General features: G+C 67.5%; 11 protein-coding genes. 4 read left to right on the top strand and 7 right to left on the bottom strand.

Annotation, left to right across the window (positions count from 1 at the left end):
• The first annotated feature begins 145 nt into the window (after positions 1 to 145).
• Entirely contained in the window at positions 146 to 1,165 is a 1,020-nt protein-coding gene (locus BBK82_RS37930; protein ID WP_065919246.1) for a GlxA family transcriptional regulator, read from the top strand.
• A 33-nt stretch (positions 1,166 to 1,198) separates the two neighbouring features.
• Here BBK82_RS37930 and BBK82_RS37925 read toward each other — a convergent pair whose 3' ends face one another.
• The 4 genes from BBK82_RS37925 to BBK82_RS37910 form a co-directional block, all read right to left on the bottom strand.
• Entirely contained in the window at positions 1,199 to 2,104 is a 906-nt protein-coding gene (locus tag BBK82_RS37925; protein WP_065919245.1) for an SDR family oxidoreductase, read from the bottom strand.
• 155 nt (positions 2,105 to 2,259) lie between these two features.
• Positions 2,260 to 2,658 carry a VOC family protein gene (locus BBK82_RS37920; RefSeq protein ID WP_065921681.1) on the bottom strand — a complete coding sequence of 133 codons (399 nt, stop codon included), beginning with the start codon at positions 2,656 to 2,658 and terminating at the stop codon, positions 2,260 to 2,262.
• 17 nt (positions 2,659 to 2,675) lie between these two features.
• The gene (locus BBK82_RS37915; RefSeq protein WP_065919244.1) at positions 2,676 to 3,320 is read right to left on the bottom strand and encodes an HD domain-containing protein; all 645 of its coding nucleotides are present in this window, start codon (positions 3,318 to 3,320) and stop codon (positions 2,676 to 2,678) included.
• A 256-nt stretch (positions 3,321 to 3,576) separates the two neighbouring features.
• The gene (locus BBK82_RS37910; protein ID WP_065919243.1) at positions 3,577 to 4,581 is read right to left on the bottom strand and encodes an SDR family NAD(P)-dependent oxidoreductase; all 1,005 of its coding nucleotides are present in this window, start codon (positions 4,579 to 4,581) and stop codon (positions 3,577 to 3,579) included.
• 73 nt (positions 4,582 to 4,654) lie between these two features.
• Here BBK82_RS37910 and BBK82_RS37905 point away from each other — a divergent pair, with 73 nt between their 5' ends.
• Positions 4,655 to 5,605, top strand: a complete 951-nt coding sequence (locus BBK82_RS37905; protein WP_065919242.1) for an AraC family transcriptional regulator — start codon at positions 4,655 to 4,657, stop codon at positions 5,603 to 5,605.
• A 398-nt stretch (positions 5,606 to 6,003) separates the two neighbouring features.
• Here BBK82_RS37905 and BBK82_RS37900 read toward each other — a convergent pair whose 3' ends face one another.
• A complete protein-coding gene (locus BBK82_RS37900; RefSeq protein ID WP_065919241.1) occupies positions 6,004 to 6,579 on the bottom strand; it encodes a TetR family transcriptional regulator in 576 nt (191 codons plus the stop codon).
• Positions 6,580 to 6,659: 80 nt separating this feature from the next.
• On the opposite strand from BBK82_RS37900, the gene BBK82_RS52470 reads away from it, so the two are divergent.
• Complete coding sequence (locus BBK82_RS52470) at positions 6,660 to 6,989, top strand: Rossmann-fold NAD(P)-binding domain-containing protein (protein WP_218920466.1); 330 nt, start codon at positions 6,660 to 6,662, stop codon at positions 6,987 to 6,989.
• Positions 6,986 to 7,567 carry a hypothetical protein gene (locus BBK82_RS37890; RefSeq protein ID WP_065919239.1) on the top strand — a complete coding sequence of 194 codons (582 nt, stop codon included), beginning with the start codon at positions 6,986 to 6,988 and terminating at the stop codon, positions 7,565 to 7,567. Before BBK82_RS52470 ends, BBK82_RS37890 begins: the two co-directional genes overlap by 4 nt.
• A 657-nt stretch (positions 7,568 to 8,224) precedes the next feature.
• Here the strand turns inward: BBK82_RS37890 and rph are convergent.
• Both rph and BBK82_RS37880 read right to left on the bottom strand, forming a co-directional pair.
• Positions 8,225 to 10,804 (bottom strand): rifamycin-inactivating phosphotransferase, encoded by a 2,580-nt coding sequence (gene rph, locus BBK82_RS37885; protein WP_237047790.1) that lies wholly within the window; start codon positions 10,802 to 10,804, stop codon positions 8,225 to 8,227.
• Positions 10,805 to 10,914: 110 nt separating this feature from the next.
• A complete protein-coding gene (locus BBK82_RS37880) occupies positions 10,915 to 12,549 on the bottom strand; it encodes a purine-cytosine permease family protein (protein ID WP_065919238.1) in 1,635 nt (544 codons plus the stop codon).
• Between the last annotated feature and the right edge of the window lie 8 nt (positions 12,550 to 12,557).

Raw genomic sequence — 12,557 nt, 5'->3', positions numbered from 1 at the left:
GGGCGAGGACACGATGTCCTGTGTGGCCAGGACTGGTGCGGAAGTTGTTGTCATGCCTCAACAATGATCGGCGCTGGCGTGATCGGTCACTGGCAGCACCGCCATCGTCCGCTAGGTTGGTGACATGGCATGTCATCGCGTCGCTGTGCTCGCCCTTGAGGGCGTGCTCTCCTTCGAGCTTGGTATGCCGCTCACCATCCTTGGCTCTCTCGGACACCTCTACGCACCATCCGTGGTGACGCCGACCAGCAACGGCGTCACCGCAGACAGCGGACTGCGGCTCACTGGCGCCGGTGCGTTGGGCGACCTGGCGAAAGCGGACACCATCATCGTCCCGGGTTACGCGTTCGAAGGCGGCATTCCCGAGAGCGTCGCCGACGGGCTTCGCGCTTGCCGCGACCGGTCAGCGCGCGTGGTTTCGCTGTGTGTGGGCGCCTTCGCCCTCGCTGAGTCAGGCCTTCTTGCCGGCCGGCGGGCGACCACGCACTGGCTCCAGACAGAGCGCCTGGCGCGAGAACACCTGGACGTCACAGTTGACCGCGACGTGCTCTTCGTTGACGAGGAGACCGTGCTGACTGCCGCGGGCACCTCCGCGGGCATCGACCTTTGCCTGCACCTGGTCGGCAAGGATTTCGGCGCCACCGCAGCCAACCAGGCCGCACGCAATGCCGTCGCCGCGCCCCATCGCGACGGCGGGCAGGCCCAGTTCATCGAGCGTCATCTGCCTGCTGTGGCCGGAACGTCCCTTGCCGCCACCAGAAGCTGGGCGCTGGAACGCCTCGGTGAGCCGCTCGTGCTCCGCAAGCTCGCTGCCCACGCACACCTGTCTCCACGCACCTTCAGTCGCCGCTTCCTGGCCGAAACGGGGCTCCCTCCGATGAGGTGGCTGCGATTGGCACGGATCGATCAGGCCAAGCAACTGCTCGAACGCAGCGACGCCGCGATCGACGAGGTTGCCAGGCGGAGCGGTTTCGGCACGGCCGCGAACTTCCGCGCACACTTCGTGCAACACTGCGGGCTGACTCCGTCGGCCTACCGCGACATGTACTCACGGCATGAGGAACCGACCGGTGCCATCGCAGCGTCGCCGATCCCGGGAACCAGAGCCCGTGGATCGGCACGAGAAGGCTGGGTTGGAGAGCCTCGCGTACGTGGAGAGTGGTGACCGGTCGTGAGCCACCGAGGCTTGTCGCTGCGTTTACTCGACCTCGAAGTTGGACTCATGGTCGAAATCCGCGAGAAAACCCGGATAGGCGGGTTTCCAGCCCAGAGCTTCGCTGGTCACCAAGCTTGAAGTCGGGTTGTCGAGGCCTACGAAGGCGTTCACGTGCCGGAAGTGCCGCTCACTGTCTTCTGCTGCGATGGACCGAACCGGAATCGCGAGATGCCGGCCGATCAGTGCGGCGATTTCAAGCAAGCTGATTCCTGGCTCGGCAACGGCGTGCAACCGCGATCCCGCCACTGCCGATTCGAGCGCCAGTCGATACAGAACAGCGACATCACGCATGTCGGCTGATGGCCAGACGTTGGAACCGTTTCCCAGGTATCCGGACACTCCAGCAGCGCTGGCCGTCTGGACCAAGACGGAGGCGAGCCCGAATTCACCTTCGCCGTGAACGGTTGGTGGCAGGCGGATGACCGACGATCGCACTCCGTGCTCGGCGAGTCCGATCACCTCGTTCTCCGCCTCGATGCGCCAACCGGCGGTAAGCGTGTCATGCTCGGTGAGCAGGCCTTCGAAGCCTGCGAGAGCGAACGCGCATGTCGCGTTCGTGCTGACGAAAGGCTTGCCCGAGCCACCGAGGGCCGCACCGATGGCTTGGACCGCTTGCAGGTCTGACGCCGCTGCAGCGACGAGGTTGCCGGAATGCTGCTCGTCGTGTTCGAACGCGAGGTGGATGACGCCGTCAGCGGCTCGAGCTGCCGCGCTCAAGAGGTCCAAGTCGTCGAGGGCACCGCGCACCACCAGACCGCCGCGCGACCTCACGATCTCGGCGGCGGCGTCGGAGCGGGCCAAGCCGACCACCGTGTGGCCGGCGGTCAACAACTCAGGCACGAGAGCGGCGCCGACGTTTCCGGAGGCACCCGTGACGAATACACGCATGTTAACCCCTTGACCTCACAGATGACGATCAAACCCGCCACAGTGATTGCGGAGTGCGCAGTGATGCCGCGCGGTGAACGGACACACTGGAATCGGGCAAAGTACGTGGCGGACGTGTTATGCGACTGAACGGAGAGGCGCGCCGACGTGCACGCTCATGATGCCGGAGCATTCTTCACCCAGCAGATTTCCCACTGGTGGCCGTCGAGGTCTTCGAACACGCGCTGGTAGAAGAAGTTCGCGTCCCAGGGAGGGGAATGCTCCCGACCGCCGGCGCTGACAGCGCGGTCGACGATGTGTTCGACATCGTCGCGGCTGTCGACGAAGATGCCGAACACGGCTTCTGTTTCGTCCTGGGTGTCCACGGGCCGCTTTCTGGTCACAACTTCGAACGAAGATTCGATGTGCAAGATCACTTGCGCGTCACCGACCTGCATGGAGGCGAAGTTGTCGTTGGTGAAGTCCGGGTCGAATCGAAGACCGATCGCAGTGAAGAACTCCCTGCTCCGCGGTAGATCTGCCACCTGCATGATGGCGAAAAGGCGCTGCGCCATGGTCTGCCTCCCCGGTTTCAGACCGCGCCCCATCGTGACGTGAAACTCCTGTCGAAACCGTGCACAGAACGGTAGAAGTAGTCGGCGGTGGACAGGTGCGGCGCCTTGGCGCGGTTTCGCTCGGCCTGCGCGATGATCGACCGGCCGAGAGCTGTGTTGATGTCCAGCCGGGGAAACGCGTCATTGATCGCAGCTGCCTCCTCGTCGGAGAGGAAGTCCGAGCCGTGCCCGAAGTCGAGTGCGGTGCCGGCCAGGACGAGGCCGCAGACGACGCCGCGCCTGTCAGCGATGCCGAAAGTGGTGTGCAACGCGATAGCGTCCCAGACCACATCGAGCACCTCGGACGAAACTCCCTGGTGTGCGAGGAATTCTGTGGCCAGGTCGGCGCCGGCCACCTCGAACCGGTCCGGCCGTGCCTCGCCCGCGTCCGACAAGCCCAGGTCGTGCAGCACGGACGCGAAGAACAACGCGTCGTCGTGGTAGTCGACTCCCCGGCGCAGCCCGCGGACGTCGGCAACTTTGATGGCGAAGAAGTAGGTGCGGAGGCTGTGATGCGCGATGGCGAGTGTCTCGTGCGCCAGAACATGATCGACGACGGCTTGGCGGACCGGCGAGGAAACGATGTCCGGGTTGGACAGGCCCAGCGGGCTATTGGTGACCACGCCTCAACCATGACCGTCGCCGGCGTGATCGTCGACCGGCAGTGTTGCCAATGTTCGCCAGGTTGTGGACATGATTCGTCATCACGTGAGGGTGCTCGCCCACGAGATCGGCATGCCGCTCACAGTTCTGGCTGCTGGTGCCGTCGGCGTTGACGGGGACCTCGACGCCGACGGTGCCGGAGCCGTTGTCCGGTGGCCCTGTCCGGTTGTCGATGTGCGTGATCTCGCCACCCTGCACGCCGAGATCGTGGTGGCTTCAGGCCTTGATCAGCTGTTCGCTCAGCTCCCAGAGCTGCTGTGCCGACTCGGGGTCGACGGCGTGCGGTACGACCTCGGCCGGGATTTCCTGCCCGGCGCCGAAGTTCACGGGCCTTGGGGTGTCCAGCGGCGAGACGTCGTTGTCCTTCAGGTAGACGCCGCCGATGTCGGCGAGCAGCGGGCTGGTCGCGGCGAACACGCTCGTGCTGGCGCCCTGCTGCGGGGTCTTCATCCCGCGGTCGGGGTCGATGATCGGCTGGCCGGAGTCGTCGACGAGTCCCAAGGCCCGCAGCTGCTCGTCCGCCATCGCGTGGCCGTCCTCGGGCCGCGAGGGCCCCAGGTCGGTGCCGACGATGACACCGGGGTGCACTGCGTAGCCGCGGATCCCGTCCGCGGCCCATCGCCGGTCCAGCTCGACGGCGAACAGGATGTTGGCGGTCTTCGACTGGCCGTAGCCGAGCATTGGCTCGTAGCCGGTGGTGAAGTGCGGGTCGTCCCAGCGGATGTCGGAGAGTCGGTGGCCACCGGACGTCACGTTGACGACTCGGGCGCCACGAGCGGCGCGCAGTGCGGGCAGCAGGCCCAGGGTCAGCTGGAAGTGGCCGAGGTGGTTGGTCGCGAACTGCGATTCGAAGCCGCGGGCGTCCCGGACCAGCGGGCCGCCCATGATGCCCGCGTTGTTGATCAGCATGTGCAGCGGGCGGCCGGAACCGAGGTAGCGGTCGGCGAACTCGTCGATCGACGTCGGGCTGAGGAGGTCCAGCTGAGCGATCTCGACGCGCTCCATCCCGGCCAGGGCGGGGGCGGCGCCGTCCGGGTAGCGCGAGCCCACCGTGACGAACGCGCCCGCCTGGCTCAGCGCACGGGTGGTCTCCAGGCCGAGCCCTACGTGGCCGCCGGTGACGATGGCGTTCGTGCCCGACAGGTCGATGCCCTCGAGGACGTCTTCGGTCGTCGACGCTGCGGTGAAGCCGGATCCGATGGGGCGCTGTTTGTGGGTCATGCCGCCACGGTAGGCACGATGGTCCGTACTTTGAATCATTGACGGTCCGTATTTTTTGCGCGAGAGTACGGAGATGGGTGGCGATCACCTGTCTGAGGTGTTCGACCTGGTCGAGGTCCGCGGCCTGCTGTCGGGCGGGTTCGCCGTGCGGGGCCCCTGGGTGTCGCGCAGGGCGATCGAGGCTCCGCTGAAGTTCTTCGCGATGGTCTCCGGCCGGGCCCGGCTGACCACCGATGGCGTTGACGAGCCGATCGAGCTCGAACCGGGCGACGTTGCGATCCTCAACAACCGGTCCTGGCTGCGCGTCGAGGGTGGCACCGGCGACGGACCGCGCCGCGAGATCACGCCCGAGGCGAACTTCCCCTTCAGCGGCCTCATCGGGGCCGACCGCGATGCCGACGACATCCTCATCGGCGGTTGCATCGACCTCAGCGCGGCCGGTGGCACCCTGCTGCTGCAGGCGCTTCCGCCGCTGGGGCACGTTCGGGCATCGGCTGCCTCGGCGATCAACCTGCGGGGCACTCTTCATCGGTTGTTCGAGGAGGTGGTCGGGGGCCGGGCGGGTTCCGCGTTCGCGATCCGGCAGTACTGCCAACTCTTGCTGCTCGAAGTGCTGCGCGCCTACGTCGACCAGGCCGAGCTGCCCCCTGGGTGGCTGCGGTTGCTGATCGACGAGCGGTTGCGGCCGGCTCTGAGCCTCATGCACGCCGAACCCGGAAGGGCCTGGCGCCTGGAAGAACTGGCACATGTCGCAGCGATGTCGCGCACGTCGTTCGCCGAACGCTTCCGGACCGTAGCGGGCGTACCGCCACTGACCTATCTCAACCGCTGGCGGATGCTGTTGGCGCAGCGCGCTCTTCGTGGCAGCGATGTTCGAGTGGGGGAGCTGGCAGTCGAACTGGGCTACGCGTCGGAGAGCGCGTTCAGCACCGCGTTCAAACGGGAGGTAGGGGAATCACCGCTGCGCTACCGGTATCGGATGCGCGACGAACTGCCGGCCCGCACCGGGTCGGTGCCGGTATGACGACCGAGGATGGAGCAGGCCGCCACAGCTCATCGCCGCGTTGAGGCTCCTCATCTTACGCCCAGCGGGAAGGGGAGCAGTCCGCAGCGTGGACGGTCCAGTGGTCGCGGTCAGATCAGCGAGATCAGCGCGTCCTGGGTGAAGGGACTGACGCTCCACGCCGCCTTCTCGACCTGGCAGGATGACGCTCGCGGTTCTCGCCTCCGCCCACTCATGGACATGCGCGGGGATCTCTGCGGAGATCGGCAGACACGAGCTGGAAGGCAGGGCGCACAAGCGGATCGCGTTGTTCGCTCTGGACGCGGACGACCGCGAGACCGCCTTGGAGTACCTCGACGCTGTCCGTGCCGCCTGTCACTGGCCCTTGATGCACAACTCCCTTGCCGGCCCTTCGCGGTTCACCCTCCGCGGCCCCAGGCTGACACGATCGTCCGCAGCTCAGTGGCTGTCTCGGCGATCAGGTCGGCGAGCGAGGCGTCGCTGCCGGGTGCGACCCAGCGGGCGTATGCAACCCGGAAGACCGTGATACCGGACTCGGCGGCCAGGGTGGCCGTGGTTTCGTGGAGGCCCTTGGCGCGCAGAGTGGCGGCGACTGCGGCCGTCAGCGAACCGATCTTGCGCAGCTCGCGCTCTTGCAGTTCTGGACTGGCCTCGATGATGGAGTGCCGCACTCGGATCAGCTCGAGGCGATCGGCGAAGATCACCTGCGCGACCCGGCGGAAGGCGGTGATGACCGCCTCGAAGGGGTCGGCGTCGGTCTCGGTCACTGCCTTCACCAGGATTTCCTCCAGGTGCCCACTGCCGCTGAAGAGTGCCTCGCGCTTGTCGCCGAAGAGTCGGTAGAAGGTGCGCTTGTCGAGGCCGGCGCGGGCGGCGATGTCGGTGACCGTGGTCTGGTCGAACCCGCGCTCGCCGAACAGCTCCAGGGCGGCCGCCTCCAAGCGGCCGCGTGCGTCCGGCTGCCAGCGGGCCATGTGGCGATCGTATCTGATGTCACCCTGCGACTTTGTTCCTGCCGGAGTCATGTCACATGGTGACTTCATGAGGTACGGTGATGTCGCAAGGTGACATCAACGGTTGTGAAGGGACTCCCATGTGGATGTTCGTTACAAGTGCTTCTGGCCATCTCGGCTCCGCAGTCGTGCCGGAACTGATCTCCGCCGGACCCGAGGTCGTCGGCCCGGCCTGCTCTGACACGTCCGCCGCCGCGATTGAGAAGCTCGGCGCTCAGGCACACCCCGGTGACCTGTCCGTGCTCGCCGCGCGCACCGGCGGTGCCATCAACCCGCTGGTGTCGCGAACTTCCCAGTCGCGCGACGCCGACCACGCGATCCGCCACCTCCAGCAGGGCCGCCCTTTCGGAAAGGTGGTGTCGGTACCGTGATGGCGCGCCTCCTCAGGACCTCAGCGGCCATCCGGCGCTTCTTAGGAAGCACCGTGCTTCTTTGGGTCTCCCTGGTCATCAGCACCGTGATGTTCAGCGTGCTCGTCCCCGCTGGCTCCCGAGCTGTCACCGCCGATGGCGTCCGCGGCGCACGGCTGTTGGACGAAGAAGTGCCGACCTGGTCCGCCGCCGGGGCGCATGCGTTGCTGGCGGGCCTCGGCCCAGACGGCCGCGAGGCGTACCAGGACTTCTACCTTCGTCTCGATTTCTGGTTCCCGGTACTGAGCCTGAGCGTCTTCTTCGCGGCGGCCCTCTCCTTGCTCTTCCCGGTGTCCAGCCGGCTCCAGTGGGTGAACGTGCTACCGCTGTTGCTGTGGATTCTCGACATCGCCGAGAATGTCAACCACTTCACGATGGCCGCGGCTTTCCCCGAACGGTTTGAGCCGTCGTACCAGCTCGGGCCGTTCTTCACCCTGGCCAAGTGGCTCGTGATGGCGGCGTGCACCGTCCTGCTCGTCGTCGGGCTCGTCCGTCGGCTCGCGGTGTGGAGGGCTCGAGGCAGGCGCTCCCTGAAGTGACCCCGCTGGCCCGACGCCTCCAGACTTGGCAGTAGCCGGGGAGAAGAACGCGCGATGGGGCGGCGAAGCAAGTCCCCCGAAGTAGTTCCGGCGCAACGCCACGAAGCTCGCCCACGACTGTCATCGCCCGGTCCGGGACGTGACTTGCGAGCTCAGGGATCCCACGAGACGCTGGAGCGAGGCGTTGCGCCGGAACGCCGTGACCGACCGCGCCGTCGACATGCACCTCGTCCTCGATCACCTGGAGGAGGTCCTCGCTGCGGTTCCGGATTGTTCTTCGCGACCGTCAGGGCCCTGGGAACTGCGAAGTTCAACATCTCCCTCTCCCGGTCGGAGGTGAACCGCGCCGCGCAGAAGCCCGCGTAGGGCACTCGTTGGGGACGCCGCCGTTCGAATCCGGCACCGAGGCACCAGCGCGCAGGACGACTTGCAGCATCCCCAGCCAGCAGGTCGTTGACGCAGAACACCGCCGTCGGCCACTGCGGTCTGACGGGAGCAATCGGGACGTGCGAAGCGGACGAAGCCGAGCTCCTGGCTGGCCACGCACGACCAAGTGCCGTTCGACGTCGTGAATAGCAAGGGCATGACCGGCCTCGCGCCGTGACGCGGCCGCACGGCCCTGACCACGTGAGCGGGTCAGGGCCGTGCGGTCTTGTGTCACGCCTCCGACAGGACCTCGACGTACCCGTCCGTCCCGTTCACCCGGATCCGCTGCCCGTCCCGGATCACCCGCGTCGCCCCTTCCAGCCCGACCACCGCGGGCAACCCGTACTCCCGCGCCACCACCGCCCCGTGCGTCATCAACCCGCCGACCTCCGTCACCAACCCCGCGATCGCCACGAACAACGGCGACCAGCTCGGGTCCGTGTACGCCGTCACCAGGATGTCGCCCGGCGCGAGATCCGCATCCGCCATGTCCAGCACGACCCGTGCACGACCCTCGACGGTCCCGCTCGACACCGCCAGACCGACCAGCGCGCCCGCAGGCAGGTCGGACCGGCGGTACGAACCGGCCACGGCCTCGCCGTCCGAGGTCAGCACGCGCGGTGGCGTGAGCGTCTCGTGCGAACGGAACTCCTCCCGGCGGCGCGCGATGAGTCCAGAAGGGACGGACTGAGTCCGCACGACGTCGTGGAACTCCTGCAGCGTCAAGAAGAAGATGTCGGACGCCGTGTCGAGCACACCCGCCGACACGAGCCGGCCGGCCTCCGCCAGCAGCGCCTGCTTGTAGACGAAGTAGCGGCTCACCATGAAGTACTTCGGGTACTCGCGGTACCCGATGAACGTCCGGACGCGGTCGATCATCCGCTTGGTCTGTGCGGCCTTCGCCTCGCCGTCCGGCAACGCGAGCAGGCGCTCCAGCAGCTCCTGCTCCTTCCGCCACGCCTCCTCGCGGCCCTGCTCGAAGCGCCGCGAGCCGGCGCCCTCGGCGAAGTTCCGCACGTTCGTGAGGATCATCGGCACGAGCGTGGCGGGGTGTTCGCTCCACCGCGGCCGGGTGATGTCGATCTCGCCGACGCACCGCATGCCGTACTTGTCCAGGTAGTCACCGATGGCCTTGCGCACCTCGGCCGGCAGCGTCGCCAGCGAGTCCGGCGAGTCCTCCAGTGCGGCGACCGCGTCCGGGTGGCGGCGGACCACGTCGGCGACGTCGAGCAGGGACAGGCCCATCTCGGAGGTGACGTTGTGCGGGGCGGACAGGGTGAGGGTGTCGGCCGCGTTCTTCTCGCCCAGCCACTCGAACAGGTGCTCGTTGAGCCACCAGGTCGCCTGCATCCCGGCCATGATCACCTGGCTGCTGCGCGCGTCGAACAACACGCGCCGCAGCTCCTGGAAGTCCGCGAGGACGAACTCGACCAGGTCAGCGCCCGACCGGCCGGCGATGTCCCGTTTCAGGGCGGCGACGGAGGTCTCCGCAGCGCCGATCAGCTCGGTGACGACGTCCGGGTCGGTCTCGATCGTGGCCTGTGCCGCGCCGAGGATCGGCTGGGCCTCCTCGCCGGGGAACGACGGCAGGAACCCGTCGCGGTCCAGGACGGTGTGCAGCGCGTCGCCCATCAGCGGGTCGGACTTGCCGATCACGTCCAGGAACTGCTCGCGGCTGGTCGGCACGGCCAGGATCGGGGTGACGTCGACGAACAGCCGGCTGCCCACCTCCGTCATCGGTCGCGGTGTGGTCAGCTGCCACACCGACAGACCCAGCGGCTTCATCGCGTCGGTCATCATCTGCTGGTGGCCGACCGACACGAAGACGCGGTTGGCGCCGTCGGACTCGGGCACCGGGAACAACGTCGTGATCGGCCTGCTCTGCACGACCTGGAACCCGTCGCCGGCCAGGCACCACTCGATGTCCTGCGGGCGGCCGAAGTGCGCTTCGATCCGCCTGCCGAGCCGCACCAGCTCCAGTACCTGCTCGTCGGTCAACGCGGGCTCGTCGCGCCGCGCCGGTTCGACCGTCCGCGTCCCACCGCCGGGCACGGCGACGACGGACAGCTCCTTCGACGCGATGGACCTGGTGGTGATCGAGTCGTCGCGGACCCGGTAGACGTCGGCGTTCACCAGGCCGGAGACCAGCGCCTCACCGAGCCCGAAAGCGGCTTCGACACAGGCGACCTTGCGGTTGGACGTGGCCGGGTCGGCGGTGAAGAGGACGCCGGCCGCGTGCGGGAACACCATCTGCTGCACGACCACGGCCATGTGCACCTGGCGGTGGTCGAAACCGCCGCGCAGCCGGTAGGTCACGGCCCGCTCGGTGAACAACGACGCCCAGCACCGGCTGACGTGCCACAACACCGAAGCCGCCCCGATGACGTTCAGGTACGTGTCCTGCTGGCCCGCGAACGACGCCGTCGGCAGGTCCTCGGCCGTGGCACTGGAACGAACGGCGTACGCGACATCTTCACCCAGGCGGGTGACGGCGTCGGTGATCGCCGCCGCCACGTCGGCGGGAACGCCGATCTCCTCGACCACCCGCCGGACCTCCGCGCTACTCGTGCGGATCTCGTCCCGATCGTCCGGGCCCAGCCCCGCCAACCTGTCCAGCAGGCCCTCCGGCACGTCCTGCAGGACCAGCTGGAACGCCTCCGTCGTGACGCAGAAACCCGCGGGCACGCGCACGCCGTCGATCCGCGCGAGCTCGCCCAGCTGCGCCCCCTTGCCGCCTGCGACGCCGACCTGCGACCGGTCGATCTCCTGGAGACCGAGCACGTGGTTACCCATCTGGACCGCTTCCCCCATCCGCCGAACCGCAGACACAGCGTCCTATCGACACCGTGTTTCCGCAGGTTCCGGCTACGGCGGGAGATTCTGCGCCGCATGGGGGGTCTTGCCGCAAGACCCCCCATGCGCTATACGTTGGTTATGGCGGGAGTCGCCGGCAAGACGTGCGCGCCCGAGCGGTCGGTGCTCAGGCACAGCGAGCAGATCTCCCCGCCCAGCGCGCTCGCGGTCATGTCCGGCCGCTCATAGGGCTCCCGGCACACCACGCACTCGTAGGTCGTCCTGCTCGGGTTGCCGTCCTCGTCCAGCACCGGTTCGGCGATCCCGTCGTCAGTGCGCCGCAGGTAGAACCGCCCACGCGTGAGCACCGCCATCAACGGCGTCACCACGATCGGGATGCCCACCGCCACCAGCGGCGAGTACGGCTGGACCGCCGGCCCGAACAGTCCGAAGTAGACACCGATCGACAGCCCCGAGGACGCCAGGAACGACACCACGCCCACCGGGTTGACCGCGAACAGCATGCCGCGCCGGAACTCCGGCTGCTTCGGCGACAGCTTCAGCACGTACTTGTTGATCGCGATGTCCGTGGCGACCGTGACCACCCACGCCATCGCGCAGTTGGAGTAGAAGCTCAGGATCTTGTTGAGGAAGCTGAACATGTCGGCCTCCATCAGCACCAGCGCGATCGCCAGGTTCACGCACACGAACACCAGCCGCCCCGGATACCGCTTGGTGACGCGGGTGAACGAGTTCGTCCACGCCAGCGACCCCGAGTAGGCGTTCGTCACGTTGATCTTCACCTGGCTCAGCACCACGAGCACCAGCGCCAGCGGCACCACCAGCCACCCCGGCATGAACTGCTTGAACACCCCGGTGAACTGCTCGATCGGCTCGATCGCCGCCACGGCCCCGACCGCGTCCAGCACGTACACCGCCATGAACACGCCGATCGCCTGCTTCAGCGCTCCGAACACCACCCAGCCCGGCCCCGCCAGCACGACCGACGTCCACCACGCCCGCCGGTTCGCAGCGGTGCGCGGCGGCATGAACCGCAGGTAGTCGATCTGCTCACCGATCTGCCCCATCAACGACAGGCACACCCCGGCCCCGAGCATCACCGCGGCCGTGTTCACCCCGTTGCCACCACCGTCGTGGGCGAGGAACCGCTGCACCGACTCCGGCTGCGTGACCACCAGGAACAGCAACGGCGCCACCATCAGCAGCAACCACAACGGGTTCGTCCAGCTTTGCAGCTTCGCCAGCACCTTCATCCCGTAGATCACCAACGGGATGATCACCAGCGTCGACAGGAGGTACCCCAGCCACAACGGCATGCCCAGCGCGTACCGCAGCCCCTGGGCCATGATCGAGCCTTCGAGCGCGAAGAAGATGAAGGTGAAGCTCGCGAAGATCACGCTCGTCAGCACCGACCCGTAGTACCCGAACCCGGACCCGCGGGTGATCAGGTCGAGGTCGATGTTGTACCGGGCCGCGTAGTAGGCCAGCGGGAACCCGGTCACGAAGATCACGAGCGCCGCGAACCCGATGGCCAGCAACGCGTTGCCGGTCCCGTGCGCCAGCCCGATGCCGGCACCGATCGAGAAGTCCGCCATGTAGGCGATGCCGCCCAACGCGGACGCGCCCACGACGGCGGGCGTCCAGCGGCGGTAGGTGCGCGGCGCGAACCGCAGGGTGTAGTCCTCGAGGGTTTCCTTGGTGGTTCCGGACGTCTGGCTCCGCTCGACCACGTCAGCTGTCACGGTTCGGA

This window comes from Lentzea guizhouensis, assembly GCF_001701025.1.
Lineage (GTDB): Bacteria > Actinomycetota > Actinomycetes > Mycobacteriales > Pseudonocardiaceae > Lentzea > Lentzea guizhouensis.
This window is presented reverse-complemented; position numbering and strand designations above follow the sequence as displayed.